Origin of the sequence: Achromobacter sp. 77, assembly GCF_020541125.1 — a bacterium.
GTDB classification, from domain to species: Bacteria; Pseudomonadota; Gammaproteobacteria; order Burkholderiales; family Burkholderiaceae_B; genus Achromobacter; species Achromobacter mucicolens.
The window spans coordinates 5,010,441-5,030,641 of record NZ_CP059848.1 but is presented as its reverse complement, the minus strand read 5'-3'; the positions used below and the strand labels follow the sequence as shown (position 1 = coordinate 5,030,641).

Annotated in this window: 14 protein-coding genes and 2 riboswitches; of the genes, 12 read left to right on the top strand and 2 right to left on the bottom strand. The window is 67.8% G+C overall.

Going from position 1 to position 20,201, the window contains the following annotated elements:
* Position 1: 1 nt before the first annotated feature.
* The 3 genes from H4P35_RS23205 to dcd all read left to right on the top strand — a co-directional run bounded on the left by H4P35_RS23205 (position 2) and on the right by dcd (position 6,481).
* Complete coding sequence (locus H4P35_RS23205) at positions 2-1,897, top strand: autotransporter assembly complex family protein (protein ID WP_056325212.1); 1,896 nt, start codon at positions 2-4, stop codon at positions 1,895-1,897.
* Positions 1,894-5,808: a translocation/assembly module TamB domain-containing protein gene (locus H4P35_RS23200; protein ID WP_370638940.1), complete on the top strand. Its 3,915-nt coding sequence runs from the start codon at positions 1,894-1,896 to the stop codon at positions 5,806-5,808. Before H4P35_RS23205 ends, H4P35_RS23200 begins: the two co-directional genes overlap by 4 nt.
* A gap of 109 nt (positions 5,809-5,917) precedes the next feature.
* On the top strand, positions 5,918-6,481 hold the full coding sequence (dcd, locus tag H4P35_RS23195) for a dCTP deaminase (RefSeq protein WP_008166733.1): 564 nt from the start codon (positions 5,918-5,920) through the stop codon (positions 6,479-6,481).
* A gap of 4 nt (positions 6,482-6,485) precedes the next feature.
* On the opposite strand, the gene H4P35_RS23190 is transcribed toward dcd, so the two are convergent.
* Positions 6,486-7,349 (bottom strand): GNAT family N-acetyltransferase, encoded by an 864-nt coding sequence (locus H4P35_RS23190; RefSeq protein ID WP_226847142.1) that lies wholly within the window; start codon positions 7,347-7,349, stop codon positions 6,486-6,488.
* 136 nt (positions 7,350-7,485) lie between these two features.
* Here H4P35_RS23190 and H4P35_RS23185 point away from each other — a divergent pair, with 136 nt between their 5' ends.
* Positions 7,486-8,727: a diguanylate cyclase gene (locus H4P35_RS23185; RefSeq protein ID WP_142053137.1), complete on the top strand. Its 1,242-nt coding sequence runs from the start codon at positions 7,486-7,488 to the stop codon at positions 8,725-8,727.
* Positions 8,728-8,736: 9 nt separating this feature from the next.
* Here H4P35_RS23185 and H4P35_RS23180 read toward each other — a convergent pair whose 3' ends face one another.
* Positions 8,737-9,255, bottom strand: coding sequence for a GNAT family N-acetyltransferase (locus H4P35_RS23180; RefSeq protein ID WP_180097769.1), 519 nt, complete (start codon positions 9,253-9,255; stop codon positions 8,737-8,739).
* A gap of 106 nt (positions 9,256-9,361) precedes the next feature.
* On the opposite strand from H4P35_RS23180, the gene H4P35_RS23175 reads away from it, so the two are divergent.
* The 8 genes from H4P35_RS23175 (at position 9,362) to gcvP (ending at position 20,153) form a co-directional block, all read left to right on the top strand.
* Positions 9,362-9,814, top strand: a complete 453-nt coding sequence (locus tag H4P35_RS23175) for a hypothetical protein (RefSeq protein ID WP_226847141.1) — start codon at positions 9,362-9,364, stop codon at positions 9,812-9,814.
* Positions 9,815-9,989: 175 nt separating this feature from the next.
* On the top strand, positions 9,990-12,251 hold the full coding sequence (locus H4P35_RS23170) for an arginine/lysine/ornithine decarboxylase (protein WP_063956735.1): 2,262 nt from the start codon (positions 9,990-9,992) through the stop codon (positions 12,249-12,251).
* Between the two features lie 23 nt (positions 12,252-12,274).
* Entirely contained in the window at positions 12,275-13,477 is a 1,203-nt protein-coding gene (locus H4P35_RS23165; RefSeq protein ID WP_226847140.1) for an NAD(P)/FAD-dependent oxidoreductase, read from the top strand.
* Between the two features lie 169 nt (positions 13,478-13,646).
* Complete coding sequence (locus tag H4P35_RS23160; RefSeq protein ID WP_226847139.1) at positions 13,647-14,261, top strand: superoxide dismutase; 615 nt, start codon at positions 13,647-13,649, stop codon at positions 14,259-14,261.
* Positions 14,262-14,291: 30 nt separating this feature from the next.
* Positions 14,292-15,185: a ZIP family metal transporter gene (locus H4P35_RS23155; protein ID WP_062839978.1), complete on the top strand. Its 894-nt coding sequence runs from the start codon at positions 14,292-14,294 to the stop codon at positions 15,183-15,185.
* A 65-nt stretch (positions 15,186-15,250) separates the two neighbouring features.
* Positions 15,251-15,352, top strand: a riboswitch (glycine riboswitch).
* Positions 15,353-15,395: 43 nt separating this feature from the next.
* A riboswitch (glycine riboswitch) is annotated at positions 15,396-15,518 on the top strand.
* An 84-nt stretch (positions 15,519-15,602) separates the two neighbouring features.
* Entirely contained in the window at positions 15,603-16,703 is a 1,101-nt protein-coding gene (gene gcvT, locus H4P35_RS23150; RefSeq protein ID WP_226847138.1) for a glycine cleavage system aminomethyltransferase GcvT, read from the top strand.
* Positions 16,704-16,802: 99 nt separating this feature from the next.
* A complete protein-coding gene (gcvH, locus tag H4P35_RS23145) occupies positions 16,803-17,180 on the top strand; it encodes a glycine cleavage system protein GcvH (protein ID WP_056325238.1) in 378 nt (125 codons plus the stop codon).
* 99 nt (positions 17,181-17,279) lie between these two features.
* Positions 17,280-20,153: an aminomethyl-transferring glycine dehydrogenase gene (gene gcvP / locus H4P35_RS23140; RefSeq protein WP_226847137.1), complete on the top strand. Its 2,874-nt coding sequence runs from the start codon at positions 17,280-17,282 to the stop codon at positions 20,151-20,153.
* Positions 20,154-20,201: the final 48 nt, after the last annotated feature.

The following is a 20,201-nucleotide window of genomic DNA, read 5'->3' as shown; positions in this document are numbered from 1 at the left end:
CATGCGGTGGGCTGCCCGCGCCTTTTTGGCAGGACTGTGCATGCTGGCGGGCGAGGCGTTGGCCAAGCGCCCCGAAGTCATTGTGGACCCGGGGGGTGTGCCCCCGGCCGCGCTGCAGGCGATCACCCAGGCGGTCGATGCGATTGCGCGGCTGGCCGAAGACCAGGACGGCGGTGAAATCAACCGCCTGCGCCGGCGCGCGCGCGATGCGACGCTGGCGGCGCTGGCCACCCAGGGCTATTTTTCGCCCAAGGTCACGCTCGAGGCCGGCACCGATATCGGCGGCGAAACCTGGGACATCGCCATCGTGCCCGGCAAGCGCACGACCGTCGAATCCGTGAACCTGGCGTTCACGGGCCGCATCACGCGTCCCGAATACGCGCAGCGCGTGCAGCGGCTGCGCGACGACTGGAGCTTGCGCAAAGGGCAGCCCTTCATCAATAGCGACTGGAACCGCGCCAAGGCCACGCTGCTGGACGAGATTTCCACGCGCGATTTCCTGCTGGCGCGAATGACGTCCTCGCGCGCCGACATCGACGCCGACAACGCGGTCGCGCATCTGCACGTCACCATCGACAGCGGCCCGCAGGTGCGCATGGGCGAACTCAACACGCAGGGCTTGAAGCGGGTGCCTGAAACGCTGATCGATCGCTACGTCCGCTACAACGTGGGGGCCGCGTTCGACCAGAACCGGCTCGATCAGTGGCAGCAGGACCTGCAATCGACCGCCTTCTTCCGCGGCGCGTTCGTTTCGCTGCAGGAGCCGCCCAGCCAGACCGATCAGCCCACGGACCCGATCTCTGACCGTGCCCGTGGGCCGGGCGCCGAAGACGCCGCCGCAGCCGCGCCGGCGGGCGATCCCACGGTGTCGGGCGGCCTGCCCCCGCCGCCCGCGCAGTTCGATTCGGACGGCGAAATCACGCTGCCCGTGCAGGTGCGCGTGGTCGAGGCGCCGCCCAAGCGCTTTTCCGCGTCGATCGGCGTGGACGACGAGGCCGGCGTGCGGGTGGAGTCCCTGTATCGTCAGAACGTCGTGTTCGGCCAGCCGGTCACGATGGAAACCGGTTTTGGCGTGGACCGGCTGCGCCAGCGCGCCTTCATGGATATCCTGCTGCCGCCGTCCGAGCGCGGCTACCGCGATTCGTTCGGGATCCTGGCGGACCGCTCCGACATCCAGGGGCTGGAGGTGACCCGCTACGCGCTGGGCGCCACGCGAACGCAGGAGCGCAAGGGCGCGGGCGACAGCCGGGTCGAATACGAAACGCGCTACGGCGTGCTGCTGGCGCAGGACCACGTCAAGATCGACGGCGGCGACAGCTACACGCTGCCCACCGTGACCACCACGGCCGAATGGCTGCGGCGCGACGTGGACAACAAATACGATCCGCGCGAAGGCAACCTGATCGCCGTGGGTGGCGGCGTGGGTATTACGCTGGATACGGGCGAGCCCTACACGCGCCTGCGGCTGCGCGGCCAGAAGTGGTGGCCGATCGGCAAGCTGGACGTGCTGACGATCCGCGGCGAAGTCGGCCGCGTGTGGTCCAACGGCGACGTGCAGGTCCCGGACGACTTTGGCTTCCGGACGGGCGGGGCGCGCACCATCCGCGGCTACCGTTATCAGAGCATTGGCGTGCACCGCGACAACGCCGTGGTGGGCGCGCCCACGCTGCTGGTGGGCAGCATTGAATACGACCACTATTTTGACGAGCGCTGGGGCATGGGCGTGTTCGTGGATGCGGGCGATGCCGCCGAATCGTTCGGCGACATGAAGATGTCCGTGGGCTACGGCGTCGGCGCGCGCGTGCGCACGCCGGCCGGCCCGTTGTTCCTGGACGTGGCCTACGGCCAGCGCGAACGCGACCTGCGCCTGCATTTCTCGTTGGGGATCGCGTTTTGAAGTTCGTGCGTAAATTCCTGCGCCATGTGCTGGTGTGGTGGCTGCCCGGGCTTGCCATGCTGGCCGCATTGGCGGCCGGATTCATCTTCTGGCTCGTGGCCTCGCAGAACGGCACGCGCCTCTTGCTGACGACGGCCGCGCAGCAGCTGGACGGCCAGGCGCTGGACGTAAATGGCTCGCTCCTGCGCGGAGTGACCGTGGGCCAGCTGACGCTGACGGCCGGCGGCACGCACGTCGATATCCATGATCTGGACCTGGCCGTGCATTGGCGCGCCCTGGGCGACCGGCTGCTGCACGTGCGCAATCTGTCGGCCAGTTCGGTGCGCGTGGACATGGTGTCCTCGTCCGAGGCGCCGCCTGCCGAAGACAACGGCGAACCCTTCACCCTGCCCAAGCTGCCGGTGACCATCGCCGTGGACCGGCTGGCGTTGGGCGATTTCCAGTTCACTCAGGATGGCCAGCCGCTGCCCGTCACCTTGAACGACCTGAACGCCACGTTCGCCGCGGGCCAGCAAGGCGCGCAGTTGCGTATCGCCAGCTTGCGGGTCGGACACGAAGTGGGCGAGGCCGACGTGACGGGCCAGGCGCAATTGCAGGACCTGGCCGACCCGTGGCCGTTCGCGGCGCGCCTGGACGTGACGGCGCGCGGCGCGGGCCCCGATTCCCCCTTGTGCCAGGCCGACCGGTTGAGCGGCGTGTTCGGGCCGGTGGCCGGGCAGGCGCAGCCCGGCGCCAAGGCCAGCGAACCGGTGAAAAAGGTGGAAGCGCCCAAGGCCCAGAACGGCGCGAAGCGCGCAGGCGCGCGTGCGGCGGAGGCGGGGGGCAAGGGCGCGAAGGGCGCAACTGCCGTCAAGCCGGCAGCGGCGGCCAAGGCCCCTGCCGACGCTGCGCAAGGCGACAAGAGCAACAAGGACAAAACCGAGCCCGCGGCGCCGGCGATGGGCCCGCCCGCGCCCACGTGCCTTGTCGTGCTGCGCGCCGACGCCGCTGGATCGCTCGACGGCATTCAGGCGAAGGTGGACGGCACGGGTTCGAATTTGGTGCTGGATGTGGTGGCCGATCTGGCGCCGCGCACGGCGCTGGTGCTGCGCAGCGCCCGGGCGCGCGCGCAACTGCCGGACAAGTCCACGCTGGCCGCGCAGTTCGACCTGCAGGCGGGCGACGCGCCGGGGCGCAACCGGATCGTCGGCTCGCTGGACGCGCAGCGGCTCGATCTTGCGCCCTGGACGGGCCCTGCCATACCGCCGGCGCTGCTTACCGTACGCGCCGATGTACAGGCCGATATCGAGAACCTGAGCGAGCTGCGCCATGCCGCCGTCAATCTGCGGTTTGAAGAAGGCAGCCGCTGGAACCGGCAAGCGCTGAGCGGGAATCTGAAGGCGCAGGTGGACGTCGCTGCGGCAGCCGGTGCTGCGCCAGCCGGTGCTTCCGCAGCCGGCGCTGCGGCAGCCGCTCCTGCGGCGGCCGATAACGCGGCGGCCCCTGCTGCGACCAATGCCGCGGCGACAGACGCCCCGCCGGCGCCTGCCCGCGGCGCCGCGACGGATCCGTCGGTAGACCCGCTGGCCGGCCTGCGGATCCACGACCTGGACGTGGATTTGCGGCTGGGCCGCAACCGCGTGCGCGCGACGGGCGAATTGGGCGCGGCAAACGGCGCGATCACGCTGGACGCCCAGGCCCCGCAGCTGGACGCCTTCTGGCCGGATGTGCCGGGCGGCGCGGAGGTGCGCGCCCGCATCGACGGCACGGTGGCCGCGCACCGCGGCGAGATCACCGCCAGCTACACGCCGCCCCGGCCCCGGCCCGGCATCATCGGGCAATCGCGCGCGCAGGCCAACCTGACCTTCAACGGCGGCTGGGGCAGGGGACCTGCGGGCCAGCCGGATGCGGCGCTGGTGGGCTGGCGCGGCACGTTCTCGCGGCTGGGCGCGGATACCGCCGGGTTCGCCGTCTCGGTGGACCGGCCGGTCACGTTGTCCTTCCTGCCTGCGGCGGTGGCGCCGCAGTGGCAATGGCAGGTGGGCCAGACCGCGCTGAGCCTCGTCCTGCCGGGCAAGGAGCGCCTCACCGTGGCGCATCAGGGTTCGCGCGGCGGCGGCAAGCGCTGGGAAACCGCCGGGCAGTCCGACAATCTGGTCATCACCGCGACCGTGGCGCGCCAGGTGATCGGCGCATTCGACCCGGAAGCCGCGGCCAAGCTGGGCCGCAATGCCGGCCGCGTGAACGCGATGGTGCCCGACGGCCAGCGCCGCATTGCGCTCGACCTGCTGTGGGATCTGAAATTTGACGGGCGCCTGGCGGGCCGCGCCCGGATCGCGCGCCGTACGGGCGATCTGCTGATTCCGGGCGACCCGCCCATCCCCTTGGGAGTGAAGACGCTGGTCGTCGACGTGACCGCCACGCCCACGTCGGCCAACGCCAGCCGGCTGGATGCCCGCCTGGATCTGTCGACGGACAAGATGGGCTCGATCAACGGCACCGGCACGGCGGTATTGCTGGTGGACGCCCAAGGCGGCATGGCGCTGGATACGCGCCAGCCGCTGCGGGCGCGGCTGAACGCGGATATCGCTGACCTCGCCTGGGTGGGCCTCTTCGTGGGCGACGCCATGGAGGTCGGCGGCACGCTCAAGGCCAACATCGACGTGCAGGGCACGCTGGCGGGCCAATGGGGCGCGACGGGCACCATCCGGGGCGACAAGCTGCGGCTGGTCCGCATCGACGACGGCGTGCGGCTGATCGACGGCACGCTGTCCGCGCGTCTGGACGGCCAGCGGCTGATCCTGGACAACCTGCGCTTTCCGGCGTCGCTGCGCGTCATGCCGGCCGAATGGCGCACCAAGGAATGGATCACCACGAACCCGGGCGCGAAGGGCGGATACGCGGAAGCCAAGGGCGACTGGAACATCATGGACGGCGGCGGCACCATCCGGCTGACGCTGTTCCGCTTCCCGGCATTGCAGCGCTCGGACCGCTACGCCATGGTGTCCGGCACGGTCGACGTGCGGGCGGCCATGCCGCGCCTGGAAATCGTGGGCGACCTGAGCGCCGATGCCGGCTGGTTCAGCCTGGAAATCCTGCAGGGCGTGCCAACGCTGGACGATGACGTGCGCGTGATCCGCGCGGGCGACGAACCCGGCAAGGTGTCCACGCCCCTGCAGACCAGCATGGACCTGAAGTTCGACATGGGGCCGCGCTTCTACATCACCGGCATGGGGCTGGACGCCGGTCTGCTCGGCTCCATCCAGATCCGCCTGAATGACGGCCGGCTGACGGGCTGGGGCCAGTTGCGCACGCGCGGCGGCGGCATCGAGGCCTATGGCCAGCGGCTACGCCTGAGCCGCGGCACGCTGACCTTCCAGGGCCGGCTGGACAATCCCATCCTGGACATCGAGGCCCTGCGCACGGGCGAACTGGTCGAGGCCGGCGTGCGGGTGGTGGGCACGGCCCAGCGGCCGCGCATCGACCTGGTGTCCTATCCCGAAGTCAGCGACGTCGAAAAGCTGTCGTGGCTGCTACTGGGGCGGGGGCCGGACGAAAGCGGCGGCGACGCGGCCCTGCTCGTGTCGATCGGCACGGCGTTGCTGGGCGGCGGGCAGCCGTTCTACAAGCAGTTCGGCCTGGACGACGTGGCCGTGCGCACCGGCAACATGGGCAGCTCGGGCAGCATCCTGCCCGACCGCACGGTGGCCGGCAACGTGAACCGCGATATCGGCAGCGATCTGTCCACGCAATTCCTGGTGGCCAGCAAGAACTTCGCCAATGGCATCACGCTGAGCGTCGAGCAGGCGCTCTCGGGCAGCGACACCGTGGGCCGGGCAAGTTACCGGCTGGCGCGTGGTCTGTCCCTGGATTTGAAGGGCGGCTCGGTCAACGGGATTTCGCTGGTCTATCGCACCCTGTTCGGCAATTGAGCAGACGCCCAAGCTTGAGGCGGGACAAGCCTGTCCCGCCTCAAATCAAGGCGGCCGGCGCGGTCGGGATAAAATGACGCCCATTCAAATCCCTAGCACCACACCCACCATGAGCATCAAAAGCGACCGCTGGATCCGCCGCCAGGCCGAAGCCGGCATGATCGAACCCTTCGAACCGGGTCAGGTCCGTACGGCCAATGGCGGGCGTATCGTCAGCTACGGCACCAGCAGCTACGGCTACGACGTGCGCTGCGCCGACGAATTCAAGATCTTCACCAACATCAATTCCACGATCGTCGATCCCAAGAATTTCGACGAAGGCTCGTTTGTGGATTTCAAGGGCGACGTCTGCATCATTCCGCCCAACTCGTTCGCGCTGGCGCGCACGGTGGAATACTTCCGCATTCCGCGCAGCGTCCTGACGGTCTGCCTGGGCAAGAGCACCTACGCGCGCTGCGGCATCATCGTCAACGTGACGCCGCTGGAACCCGAATGGGAAGGCCACGTCACGCTCGAGTTCTCCAACACGACGCCGCTGCCCGCCAAGATCTACGCCGGCGAAGGCTGCGCGCAGATGCTGTTCCTGGAAAGCGACGAGGTCTGCGAGACTTCGTACCGCGATCGTGGCGGCAAGTATCAGGGCCAGCGCGGCGTCACGCTGCCGCGCACCTGATCCCTCAGCCTGCGGCCGGCGGCCGCAGGTATTCGATGTCCCATTCTCCTTCGCCGGTCTGCACGAAGCCGTGCCGGCGATAGAAGCGGTTTGAATCGCTGCCCCGCAACGCGCTCAGGGTCACTGCCTGGCGGTTGCGGTCGGCGTCCCGCAAGATCCGGCGCAGCACCTGGCCGCCCACGCCTCGTCCTTGCGCACAGGGATGCACGTACAGATGATCCAGCCGCAACCCTTCGCCGTCCGGGCGCAGGCAATAAAACCCGATGCGATCGCCGTCTGCCTCGATGTGCCAGGTGCACTCGGGGCGGAAGGTGCCGCGCAGCCGCTCACGGGCACGGTCCGGATCGAAGCGGCCCAGCCGCTCCAGGCTGTCGCGCATGGCGTCGATCCGCAAGGCCAGCAGCGCCTCGAAATCCGCCTGCGTTGCGGGCGTAAAGCGCAGCGGCGCGGCGCCGGCCCGCGCTTCGCTGGCCAGTTCGCCGTAGCCGCGCCCCAGGAATTGCAGGATGCAGATGCCGTGGCCGTAAGGGTCCGCCAGATGCGCGATGCGGCCCCAGGCGTGCGTGGCGGGCGGATCCTCCAGGCGCGCGCCGGCAGCCACCGCGCGGGCGACCGCGCTGTCCACGTCGTCCACCACCACGTCCAGATGCACGGGCGTCCAGTGCCGAGCATAGTCGCGCGGCTGGCGCACTGCGCCGGCCGCCGGTGTGCCTGCGGCTTTCTCGAGCAGGTAGATGGGGGCGTCGGCACCCAGCAGTTCGGCGCCCGTTGCACCCAGCCGGCGGTTCAGCGTCAAACCGAAGGCGGCCTGATAAAAGCCGATGGCGTGTTCGAGATCAGGAACATCGATATTGACCAGGATTCTCATGGAGGCCTTGTGATGGTGGAGCGCCGCGTCGTTACGCGGCCTGCGCTAAAGAACCTCCCGCCGCGTCCGTAAAAAGATTACATGTGTTTGCCGATTTGGCGACGTCATTTCTGCAAGCGTTAGCAAGGCCCAATCCGTGCGTTACCCCCACATCCCCTGGCTGCCCCTGTTGTTCTATCCCGCGTTGCCGGTGGCCGCCGCGATCGGACTGCTGTTCTGGCGGGAATGGCCGCCGGCGTTGAGCCTGATCGTGCCGTTCGTGCCGTGGGTGATGGCGCTGATCGGCTCGGCGATCTGCCTGATGTATCAGCGCTCTCAAACGATGGCGCTGATGCTGTGCGTGCTGGCCGTCACGGCGGCATGGCCCACGCTGGTTCGGGACGCGCCGTGGGCGATGGGGCCTGTGCTGGCCTGGTGGTCGCTCGTCTACACCATCAACGCCATGTGGTCCGAACGGTCCAGCATGCTGATCGACGTGGCGCTGCGCGTCGGCCTGATGGCCGCGGGCGCGGCGATCATCGCGCTGGCCGGCAAGGACGGCGTGGACGAGCTGTTCAGCACCATTGCGCTGCAGGGCACGCTGGCGCGCATGGGCGTGCCGGCCGAGGCGCTGATTGCGCTGCTGGCCACCGGCCTGACGTTGACGCTGTTGCTTTTGCGCTATGGACGTCCGCAGCAGGCGGGGCAGTGGCTGGGCTTTGTCTGCATGGCGTGGGCGCTGCCCCGCGGGGCGGCCCAGCCGCTCGAACTGGCTCTCATGTCCGCCGCGGCGCTGACGTCCCTGTGCATCTCGCTGGCGCATGAAGGCTTTCACATGGCGTTTCGCGACGAGCTCACCGGCCTGCCGGGCCGACGCGCGCTGAACGAACGGCTGCAGCGCATGGGCCGCGTCTACACGCTGGCGATGGCCGACGTCGACCATTTCAAGGCGTTCAACGACACGCACGGCCACGACGTGGGCGACCAGGTGCTGCGCATGGTGGCTTCGCAGCTGCGGCGCGTGCCGGGCGGCGGCCAAGCCTATCGTTACGGCGGAGAGGAATTCACGCTGGTGTTTCCCGGCAAGACCGCGGCCGAAGCCATGCCGCATCTGGAAACGGTCCGGCGCGCCATCGAGGCCTACCAGATGCGCCTGCGCGACAAGCCGGCCCGTCCCAAGGCGGACCAGATCGGCCAGCGCCGGCGTGGCGGACGGGGAGGGCGCGGCGCCCGGCCCCTGCGCGTCACGGTCAGCATCGGCGTGGCCGAGCGCAGCGATGCCCTGCGCGCGCCCGACGCCGTCATCAAGGCGGCCGACCAGGCGCTCTACAAGGCCAAGGACGGCGGGCGCAATCAGGTATGCGCGTTCGGCGCGCGGCGCCGGGCAGGCGCGGGCTGACCCGCCGGGTCAGCCGTCCGACAACGGCATCGCCATCAGCGTTTCATCGTAGAGCTGTCCGTTCACGCAAAGCGCTTCGGGTTCGTGGCCGTACACCGTGAACCCCAGGCTGGCGTACAGCCCGGACGCCGCGGTGTTGTTGGCGGTCACGCTCAGCTGCACCTGCCGGATGCCGCGCATGGTTGCCGCGTGGTCGATCGCCGCGCGCATGAGCAGGCGGCCGAGCCCTTGTCCGCGATGAGCGGGCGCCACGTACATGCTCCAGATGTGCGCCTTGTGGCGCAGCTTCAGCTTGCGCTGGCGGCTGACGCCCACGATGCCGGCCAGCGTGTCCCCCAGGAACACGCCATACATGGCGCCGTCGTCGGCCGGCGAGATCCACGCGCGGATGTCCGCCAATGTCAGCGTGTGTTCCTCTTCGTAACTCGATCCGAAGGACTCGGGCGTTTCGACCAGCGCGTTCAGACGCAATTGCCGCAGGGCGGCGGCATCGGGGGCGGTCAGGCGGCGGACGGCAGGGGCGTTCATGGCGGAATCAAAGTGTTGGGAATAGGGAACGTTTGGGCAGTATAGGAGGACGGGCTTGCCTATAATGGCCCCATCGCCGCTTGCGGTTTTGAACAAGGAGCCACTGATGTTCGGTTTCCTCAAGACAAACCAGGATGCGACGCGCCATGAGGTGCAGGAAGAGTTCGTGGCACGTGTCGCGGGTGCCGCGCAGGACTTTGTAGAGGCAGCCGGTTCCACCGGCGCCGTGCTGGACTACTCCCCGTCCAGCGTCCATGCGCTGGACGACGCGCTGGAGGCCGCCCATCTGGGCACGCTGCCTCTGACCCCCATGCAAACCGTCGGCGCCGCCGCCTATCTCTACGAAGTCGGCCGCCGTGCGCACGGCGGACTGTACGAGGTCTGCGACGACGAAGATCCGGTGGTTCTCGTCTGCGGAGAACCGGGCTCGGAAGTCTGCTTTGGCGCCATCGCCAAGGTCGAACGGCGCATCCGCTACGGGGCCGCCGAGGCTATCCCCGCCTACTTTGAAATGTTCATGACAGCCCTGCAAATGGGCGAAGCCCGGACCATCCGATAGGCCGATCCGGCGCTTCTGGGGATTTCCCTTAGGGCTGTAAGAAAAACAGCCCTACAATTCCGCAATTCCCGCCGCCGGCGGGTGCTCGCGCCGTCTGACTTCGGACGGTTTTTTACTCGCAGTACATTCGCGCCGCGATACGCGTCCGATTCGCCATGCCCCCAGGAGCGCCTGCATGAAATTCCGCTTCCCCATCTTCATCATCGACGAGGACTACCGTTCCGAGAACGCGTCCGGTTTGGGTATCCGTGCCTTGTCCGCAGCAATCGAGGCCGAGGGCGTCGAGGTGATCGGGGTGACCAGTTACGGCGACCTGAGTTCGTTCGCGCAGCAGCAAAGCCGCGCCAGCGCCTTCATCCTGTCGATCGACGATGAAGAGTTCGACGTGGACTCGCCCGAGGACGTGGCCAGCGCGATCAAGAACCTGCGCGCCTTCATCGGCGAACTGCGCTTTCGCAACGCGGACATTCCCATCTACCTGTACGGCGAAACCCGCACGTCGGAACACATTCCGAACGACATCCTGCGCGAGCTGCACGGCTTCATCCACATGTTCGAGGACACGCCCGAGTTCGTGGCGCGCCACATCATCCGCGAGGCCCGAAGCTACGTCGACAGCCTGCCGCCGCCGTTCTTCCGCGAGCTGGTGAAGTACGCGCAGGACGGTTCCTATTCGTGGCACTGCCCGGGGCACTCGGGCGGGGTGGCGTTCCTGAAGAGCCCGGTCGGCCGGATGTTCCACCAGTTCTTTGGCGAAAACATGCTGCGCGCCGACGTCTGCAACGCCGTGGACGAACTGGGCCAGCTGCTGGACCACACCGGCCCGGTGGCCGAGTCCGAACTGAATGCCGCGCGCATCTTCCACGCGGACCACTGTTTCTTCGTGACCAACGGTACGTCGACCTCGAACAAGGTCGTGTGGCACGCCAACGTTGCTGCCGGCGACGTCGTGGTGGTGGACCGCAACTGTCACAAGTCGATCCTGCACGCCATCACGATGACGGGCGCGATCCCCGTGTTCCTGCGCCCCACGCGCAACCACCTGGGCATCATCGGCCCGATCCCGCTGGAAGAGTTCCACCCGGACAACATCCGCAAGAAGATCGAAGCCAACCCCTTCGCGCGCGAAGCGGTCAACAAGAACCCGCGCATCCTGACGCTGACGCAGAGCACGTACGACGGCGTCATCTACAACGTCGAAATGATCAAGCAGCAGCTCGGCAGCTACGTCGACACGCTGCACTTTGACGAAGCCTGGCTGCCGCACGCGTCGTTCCACGAGTTCTACCAGGACATGCACGCCATCGGCCAGGATCGCCCGCGCAGCCAGGACGCCATGGTGTTTGCCACGCACTCCACGCACAAGCTGCTGGCCGGCATTTCGCAGGCCTCGCAGATCATCGTGCAGGAGTCCGAGACCCGCAAGCTGGACCGCAACGTCTTCAACGAGGCGTACCTGATGCACACGTCCACCTCACCCCAGTACGCGATCATCGCGTCCTGCGACGTGGCCGCCGCCATGATGGAGCCGCCGGGCGGCACCGCGCTGGTCGAGGAAAGCATCCGCGAAGCCCTGGACTTCCGCCGCGCCATGCGCAAGGTGGAATCCGAGTTCGGCAAGAACGACTGGTGGTTCAAGGTCTGGGGCCCGAACCGCCTGGTGTCCGAAGGCATCGGCAACCGCGACGAATGGATCCTGGAAGCCAACGATCACTGGCACGGCTTCGGCGAAATGGCCGAAGGCTTCAACATGCTGGACCCGATCAAGGCCACGGTCATCACGCCGGGGCTGGACATGTCGGGCAGCTTCGGTGAAACCGGCATTCCCGCGGCGCTGGTCTCCAAGTACCTGACCGAGCATGGCGTGGTGGTTGAAAAGACCGGCCTGTATTCGTTCTTCATCCTGTTCACCATCGGCATCACCAAGGGCCGCTGGAACACGCTGTTGACCGCGTTGCAGCAGTTCAAGGACGACTACGACCGCAACCAGCCGCTGTGGCGCATCCTGCCGGAGTTCTGCCGTGACCATCGCCGCTATGAGCGCATGGGCCTGCGTGACCTCTGCCAGCAGATCCACGAAGCCTACCGCGAGCGCGACGTGGCCCGCCTGACGACCGAGATGTACCTGAGCGACATGGTGCCTGCGCTCAAGCCGTCGGACGCGTTTGCCCGCATGGCGCACCGCGAGGTCGAGCGCGTCGACATCGACAAGCTGGAAGGCCGCGTGACGGGCGTGCTGCTGACGCCGTACCCCCCGGGCATTCCGCTGCTGATCCCGGGCGAACGCTTCAACCGCACCATCGTGCAGTACCTGCAGTTCGCGCGCGAGTTCAACGAACGCTTCCCCGGTTTCGAAACCTACATCCACGGCCTGGCCGACGAAGTGGGTCCGGACGGCGAAAAGCGTTACTACGTTGACTGCCTGATCGAAGAGTAAGCACGGGCGGGCCGGAAATCTTGATGTTCGATGTTGCAGTGCTTGGCGCGGGCGCCGCGGGCATGATGTGCGCGGCGGTCGCTGGTCAACGCGGCCTGCGCGTGGTGCTGGTCGACCACGCGCAGCGCCTGGCCGAGAAGATCCGCATCTCCGGCGGCGGGCGCTGCAACTTCACGAACATCGGCGCCGGCCCCGCCAATTTCCTGTCGGAAAACCCGCATTTCTGCCGTTCGGCGCTGTCGGCCTACACGCCGCAGGACTTCCTGGCGCTCATCAAGCGCCACCGCATCGCCTGGCACGAAAAACATCGCGGCCAGTTGTTCTGCGATGACTCCAGCGAAAACATCATCGACATGCTGCGCGCCGAGTGCGGCGCGGGCAATGTCCAATGGCGCATGGGTTGCTCGGTGGCCGAGATCGCGCAGGGCGAGGCCGGCTTCGAACTGCGCACCAGCCAGGGTGTCATCCGGGCCGCCAAGCTGGTCATTGCGACCGGCGGCATGGCGATTCCCCAGTTGGGCGCAACGGATTTCGGGCTGAAGATCGCCCGCCAGTTCGGCCTGAAGGTCGTTGAGCCGCGCCCGGCGCTCGTCCCGCTGACCTTCGACCCCGTGCAGTGGCAGCCGCTGTCGGAACTGTCTGGCGTCGCGCTGGAAGTGAACCTGCAAACCGGGCAGGGCAAGGCGCGCGGCGAGTTCCTGGAAGACCTGTTGTTCACGCACCGGGGGCTGTCCGGTCCGGCGATCCTGCAGATCTCCAGCTACTGGAAGCCGGGCGAACCCATCGTGATCGACCTGGCGTCGGGGCGTGACCTGGCGCAGGAACTGCTGGCCTCCAAGTCCGGCAACCGCCAGCAGTTGCACACGGTGCTGGGGGGGTTGTGGCCCAAGCGGCTGGCCGATCGCTGGTTGCACCTGGCCGAGCAGGGCGGCAAGCCCGGCCTGGCGGCCCTGCGCCTGGCCGACGCGCCCGACAAGACGCTGCGCGCACTGGCGCAGGATATTCATCAGTGGACGCTCGTGCCCAGCGGCACGGCGGGCTACAAGAAGGCCGAAGTCATGCGCGGCGGCGTGGACACGCGCGGCCTCGATCAGAAGTCGATGCAGGCCAAGTCGGTTCCCGGTCTGTACTTCATCGGCGAAGCCGTGGACGTTACCGGCTGGCTGGGTGGCTACAACTTCCAATGGGCGTGGGCGTCCGGCGTGGCCTGCGGACAGGCGCTTTGATTTCGCGGCGCGGTTAGCGCCAATCTGCGACGCGCATTCCGCTGCTGCGGACACCGCTGCGGCACGCATCGCCAATCCGGCATTGTGATATCAAATAAAAATACATATCATTTATGTTTTGATCTTTATCAAGCTCGTCCCGCCCGGGACGGATCAGCCGGAGACTCGCATGGCCTACACCCTTCCCCCCTTGCCGTACGCCTATGACGCGCTGGAACCCCATATCGACGCGATGACGATGGAGATCCACTACACCAAGCATCACCAGACGTACGTCAACGGCCTGAACGCCGCGCTGGAAGGCGCCGGCATCAACACGGACGAGCCGGTCGAGGCGCTGGTCGCCCGCATCAAGGAATTGCCCGAAGCCGTGCGCGGCGCGGTGCGCAACCACGGCGGCGGCCACGCCAACCACAGCCTTTTCTGGTCCGTCATGTCGCCGCAGGGCGGCGGCGAGCCGGACGGCGCGCTGGCCGCGGCCATCGACGCCGACCTGGGCGGACTGCCCGCCTTCAAGGAAGCCTTCACCAAGGCGGCCCTGACGCGCTTTGGCAGCGGTTGGGCCTGGCTGAGCGTGACGCCCGCGGGCAAGCTGGTGGTCGAAAGCAGCGCCAACCAGGACAGCCCGCTGATGGACGGCAACACGCCCATCCTGGGGCTGGATGTCTGGGAACACGCTTATTATCTGAAGTACCAGAACCGCCGGCCGGAATACATCGGCGCTTTCTACAACGTGGTGAACTGGCCCGAGGTCTCGCGCCGCTACGCCGCAGCACGGGGCTGAGCGCATCTTCACGAAGGAGCGCAGCCGCCTATGAATACCTTCAGCCGTCATCGCGTACGGCCGGCAGCCACCAGCATCAGCGTCTGGACGCTGGCTGTGATGGTGTCCTGCCTGGCCCTGTACCAGCTCTGGGTTTACCTGGACGTGCGGGCGCCGCACGTGGCGGACGCGCTGCTTGGCGGGCTTGTCGCGGCCGGCGCCACCGCGCTCGGCACGTTGCCGATTCTCTTTGCCCGCACCATTCCGCAAAAGGCGCAGGACAGCATGTTCGGCTTTGGCGCCGGCGTCATGCTTGCCGCCAGCGCGTTTTCGCTGGTGGCGCCGGGCATCGCCGCGGGCGAGGACCTGGGTTACGGCCCGTGGGGCGCGGGCCTGACCGTGGGCGCCGCGATCCTGCTGGGCGCAGGCGTGCTGCTGCTCATGGACCGGACGCTGCCGCACGAGCATTTCATCAAGGGCAGGGAAGGGATGGAGGCGCACCGTCTGCGCCGCACCTGGCTGTTCGTGTTCGCGATCATGCTGCACAACCTGCCCGAGGGGCTGGCGATCGGCGTGGGCTATGCCGCGGGCGACCCGGTGCGCGGCACGGCGCTGGCCACCGGCATCGCCATCCAGGACATCCCCGAAGGACTGGTGGTGGCGGTCGCCTTGCTGGCCGCCGGCTACAAGCGGACCTTCGCGGTGGCGCTGGGCATGCTGTCCGGGCTGATCGAGCCCGTGGGCGCGGTGCTGGGCGCCGCGGTCGTCGGGTGGTCGGCGCCGCTGCTGCCGTGGGGGCTGGGCTTTGCCGCGGGGGCCATGCTGTTCGTCATCAGCCACGAGATCATCCCGGAATCGCACCGCAAGGGGCACGAGGTCTACGCCACCTGCGGGTTGATGCTGGGTTTCGTCCTGATGATGCTGCTGGACACGGCCCTGGGCTAGCGCCGCCCCGCGCGCGACAGGCCTAGGCTTACCCTGGGCTTTCGTTGTATGCTTTCGGCGCTGTCACGCATGCTGCGGGAGAGAGTGGCCGAAGGCATCAAGCCCGGCCGCCGCCGAAGGCGCAATTCGCCCAGAATCGCTCAGGTAACCGATACCGCGCAGGCTTGCCCCGTCCCGCATTTGTTGCCTCACGGCCATGCGGATGCGGCAAAACAGTACTCTGGAGAGACCTGGCGCCGCCCCTGAAACAGGGACATGGCGAGCAGCCCAGGCGCCGAAGGTGCAAACCCGCCACGCGGGGCAACTCTCAGGCAAAAGGACAGAGGGGCGGAAGATTCAGCCGTTGCGCGGGCGCTATCCGCCCGCAATCAGCGGCATTCCGTAACCCTGGCATCACGCCGTCCCGGAGTTCCCCGCATGTCCGCACCCCTCAAACGCACCCCGCTGGCCGAAGAACACATCGCCGCCGGCGCCCGCATGGTCGATTTCGGCGGCTGGGACATGCCGCTTGCCTATGGCTCGCAGCTTGAAGAGCATCACGCGGTGCGCCAGGACGCCGGCATGTTCGACGTCTCGCACATGCTCAACGTCGACGTGAAGGGTCCGGACGCGTTCGCCTTCCTGCAGCGCCTGGTCGCCAACGACGTGTCCAAGCTGACCGTGCCGGGCAAGGCGCTCTACAGCTGCATGCTGAACCCGCAGGGCGGCGTCATCGACGACCTCATCATCTATTTCTTCGCCGCTGACGAATGGCGTGTGGTGGTCAACGCCGGCACGGCCGACAAGGACGTGGCCTGGATGCAGCGCGTCAAGCAGGCCGGCGCGTTCGACGTCGCCATCACGCCGCGCCGCGATCTGGCCATGGTGGCCGTGCAGGGCCCCAACGCCCGCGCCAAGGTCTGGGCGGCCCGCCCGTCCTGGCAAGCCGCCACCGAACCGCTGACTCCCTTCGTCGCCGCCCGCCTGGGCGACGACACGCTGGTCGCCCGCACGGGCTACACCGGCGAGGACGGCTTTGAAATCGTCCTGCCCGCCGCCGACGTGGTCCAGCTCTGGCGCGACCTGACCGCCCAGGGCGTGCGTCCGGCAGGCCTGGGCGCGCGCGACACGCTGCGCCTGGAAGCCGGCATGAACCTGTACGGCCAGGACATGGACGAACTGACCCAGCCCGGCCAGGCCGGCCTGACCTGGACCGTGTCCCTCAAGAACGCCGAGCGCCGCTTCATCGGCCGCGATGCGCTCGAGCAATTCGCCACGCCCGCCACGTTCATCGGCTTGAAGCTCAAGGACCGCGGCGTCATGCGCGCGCACATGGCCGTGCGCACGCCGCAAGGCATGGGCGAACTCACCAGCGGCACCATGTCGCCCACGCTGGGCGTGTCGATCGGCTTTGCCCGCCTGCCGCAAGGCGTGGCGCCGGGCGATACGGTCGAGGTCGATATCCGCGGCAAGTGGGTGCCCGCCGTGGCGTGCAAGCTGCCCTTCGTGCGTAACGGCAAAGCCGTCGAACACTCGTAAACTCGAAGCTTCGCGCGTGCGCCGCCCCGGACTGGGCGACGGCCGCCCGCGCGAGGCGCGCAACACCATTCATCTACCCGCATTCCCTCAGGAGTTCCCATGAGTCTGCCCACCGATCGCAAGTACACCGAGTCCCATGAATGGGTCAAAGCCGAGGGCGACGTGTTCGTCGTCGGCATCACCGACACCGCCCAGGATCAGCTGGGCGATCTGGTCTTCGTCGGCGACGTGAACGTCGGCGCGAAGCTGAACGCGGGCGAAACCGCCGGCGTGGTCGAGTCGGTCAAGGCCGCCTCGGACATCTACGCGCCCGTGTCCGGCGAAATCGTTGCCTTCAACGAAGAGCTGGAAAGCAACCCCAACCTGATCAACGAATCGGCCTTCACCGCCTGGATCTTCAAGATCAAGCCGGACAACGCGGCCGACGCCGACAAGCTGCTGGACGCCGCCGGCTACGAAGCCGTCGCCAACGGCTGATGCCGCATGCGAGGGGGCGGGCCGACTTGGCGCCGCCGCCCTCGCCAGACGCAATACCGTCCGTCCCCAGGACGACACCCGCTACCCCGAGATCTCCCCATGTCGCGCGCCCTAGACACCCATACCGACTTCATTCCCCGCCACATCGGCCCCTCCGACGCCGACCAGGCCGCCATGCTTGCCGTGATCGGCAGCGACAGCCTGGACGCCCTGATCGAAGAAGTCGTGCCTCCCAAGATCCGCAGCCAGGCGCCGCTGGCGCTGCCCGCCTCGCGCAGCGAAGCCGACGTGCTGGCCGAACTGAAGCAGGTCGCGGGCCGCAACAAGGTCTACCGCAGCTACATCGGGCAGGGGTACTACGGCACGCAGACGCCCAACGTGGTGTTGCGCAACATTCTTGAAAATCCCGCCTGGTACACGGCCTACACGCCGTACCAGCCCGAGATCTCGCAGGGCCGCCTGGAGGCCCTGCTGAACTACCAGACCATGGTCGCCGACCTGACCGGCCTGGACATCTCCAACGCCTCGCTGCTGGACGAAAGCACGGCCGCCGCCGAAGCGATGACGCTCGCGCGCCGCAGCGCCAAGTCCAAGAGCCCGGTGTTCTTCATCTCGCGCCACGTGCATCCGCAGACCATCGAAGTCGTGCGCACGCGCGCCGAAGGCCTGGACATCGAGATCCGCATCGGCGACGAAGCCGAAGGCCTGCCCGAGTGCTTTGGCGTGCTGCTGCAATACCCGCACAGCACGGGCGCCGTGTCCGACTACCGCAAGCTGGCCGAAGCCGCCCACGCGCAAGGCGCCGTGGTGGCGTGCGCGACGGACCTGCTGGCGCTGGCCGTGCTGGCCGCCCCGGGCGAGTGGGGTGCCGACATCGCCGTCGGTTCGGCCCAGCGCTTTGGCGTGCCGTTCGGCTTTGGCGGCCCGCACGCGGGCTTCATGGCCTGCAAGGACGCCTTCAAGCGCAACATGGCCGGCCGCCTGGTCGGCGTGTCCAAGGACGCGCAGGGCAACCCCGCGCTGCGCCTGGCGCTGCAGACGCGCGAACAGCACATCCGCCGCGAGAAGGCCACCTCCAACATCTGCACGGCGCAGGTGCTGCTGGCCGTGATGGCCGGCATGTACGCCGTGTGGCACGGTCCCGCCGGCATCCGCCGCATCGCCGAGCGCGTGCAGCGCGCCACCGCGATCCTGCGCGCCGAACTCATCAAGCTGGACATCAAGGTCGTCAACGACACCTTCTTCGACACGCTGCTGCTGGAAACCGGCGCCGCAACGCCTGCCATCCTGACGGCCGCCGACTGCGCCCACATCAACCTGCGCCGCGTCGACGGCGCGCGCCTTGCGGTTTCGTTGGACGAAACCGTGACCGTGGCCGACCTGCAGGCGCTGGTCAACGTATTCGCCGCCGGCCTGGAGCGTGATGACGTCGAACTCGACATCGACGCGCTCGACGCCGCAGCCCCCAGTGGCATCCCCGCCGCGGTGGCCCGCGAAAGCGCCATCCTGACGCACCCCATCTTCTCCAGCGTCCAGTCCGAAACCGACATGCTGCGCTATCTGCGCAAGCTGGCCGACAAGGACCTGGCCCTGGACCGCACGATGATCCCGCTGGGTTCGTGCACCATGAAGCTGAACGCCACGGCCGAGATGATCCCCATCACCTGGCCCGAATTCGCGCTGATCCACCCGTTCGCGCCCGCCTCGCAAAGCCAGGGTTACGTCGAACTGATCGACCGCCTGTCGGCCGCGCTGTGCGAAATCACCGGCTACGACAACATCAGCCTGCAGCCCAACTCGGGCGCGCAGGGCGAATACGCGGGCCTGCTCGCCATTCGCGGTTACCACCAGGCCAACGGCCAGCACCAGCGCAACATCTGCCTGATCCCGTCGTCGGCGCACGGCACCAACCCCGCCTCGGCGCAACTGGCCGGCATGGATGTGGTGGTGGTGGCCTCGGACGCCAATGGCAATGTCGACCTCACGGACCTGCGCGCCAAGATCGCGCAGGTCGGCGACAAGCTGGCCGCGCTGATGATCACGTACCCGTCCACGCACGGCGTGTTCGAAGAAGCCGTGACCGAAATCTGCGATCTGGTGCATCAGGCCGGCGGCCAGGTTTACCTGGACGGCGCCAACATGAACGCAATGGTCGGCGTGGCCAAGCCCGGCAAGTTCGGCTCGGATGTGTCCCACCTGAACCTGCACAAGACGTTCTGCATTCCGCACGGCGGCGGCGGCCCCGGCGTGGGCCCCGTGGCGGTGCGCGCGCACCTGGCGCCCTACCTGCCGGGCGTCGTGAACGAACAGGGCAAGCTGCCCGGCGACGCCAAGGTCGGCCCGGTCTCGGCCGCTCCGTTCGGCTCGGCCGGCATCCTGCCGATCCCGTTCGTGTACATCGCGCTGATGGGCGCGGACGGTCTGCGCCGCGCCACCGAAGTCGCCATCCTGAACGCCAACTACATTGCCACCCGCCTGCGCGACCACTACCCGGTCCTGTACGCGGGCCGCAACGGCCGCGTGGCGCACGAGTGCATCCTGGACGTGCGCCCGCTCAAGGAAACCAGCGGCATCAGCGCCGAAGACATCGCCAAGCGCCTGATGGATTACGGCTTCCATGCGCCCACGATGAGCTTCCCGGTGGCCGGCACGCTGATGGTCGAGCCGACCGAATCCGAAGGCGTGGCCGAACTGGACCGCTTCATCGACGCGATGATCGCCATCCGCGAAGAGATCGCGCAGGTCGAACGCGGCGAACGCGACCGTGACGACAACGTCCTGAAGAACGCGCCGCACACCGCCCAGATGCTGCTGGCCGAGGAATGGCTGCACGACTACCCGCGCCAGCAGGCCGCCTACCCGGTGGCAACGCTGCGCGACGGCAAGTACTGGCCGCCGGTCGCACGTGTCGACAACGCCTACGGCGATCGCAACCTGGTCTGCGCCTGCCTGCCGATCGAAGCGTACGCATAGTTTTTGGCAGCAGGATGAAAAAAGCCCCCGTCCTTCACAGGCGGGGGC

Coding starts and splice junctions, on each gene's coding strand:
- H4P35_RS23175 (WP_226847141.1), top strand. CDS start 9,362: ATGTTCGGTTTCCTCAAGACAAACCAGGATGCGACGCGCCATGAGGTG.
- gcvP (WP_226847137.1), top strand. CDS start 17,280: ATGTCGCGCGCCCTAGACACCCATACCGACTTCATTCCCCGCCACATC.
- H4P35_RS23170 (WP_063956735.1), top strand. CDS start 9,990: ATGAAATTCCGCTTCCCCATCTTCATCATCGACGAGGACTACCGTTCC.
- gcvH (WP_056325238.1), top strand. CDS start 16,803: ATGAGTCTGCCCACCGATCGCAAGTACACCGAGTCCCATGAATGGGTC.
- H4P35_RS23155 (WP_062839978.1), top strand. CDS start 14,292: ATGAATACCTTCAGCCGTCATCGCGTACGGCCGGCAGCCACCAGCATC.
- H4P35_RS23180 (WP_180097769.1), bottom strand. CDS start 9,255: ATGAACGCCCCTGCCGTCCGCCGCCTGACCGCCCCCGATGCCGCCGCC.
- gcvT (WP_226847138.1), top strand. CDS start 15,603: ATGTCCGCACCCCTCAAACGCACCCCGCTGGCCGAAGAACACATCGCC.
- H4P35_RS23190 (WP_226847142.1), bottom strand. CDS start 7,349: ATGAGAATCCTGGTCAATATCGATGTTCCTGATCTCGAACACGCCATC.
- dcd (WP_008166733.1), top strand. CDS start 5,918: ATGAGCATCAAAAGCGACCGCTGGATCCGCCGCCAGGCCGAAGCCGGC.
- H4P35_RS23165 (WP_226847140.1), top strand. CDS start 12,275: ATGTTCGATGTTGCAGTGCTTGGCGCGGGCGCCGCGGGCATGATGTGC.
- H4P35_RS23160 (WP_226847139.1), top strand. CDS start 13,647: ATGGCCTACACCCTTCCCCCCTTGCCGTACGCCTATGACGCGCTGGAA.
- H4P35_RS23205 (WP_056325212.1), top strand. CDS start 2: ATGCGGTGGGCTGCCCGCGCCTTTTTGGCAGGACTGTGCATGCTGGCG.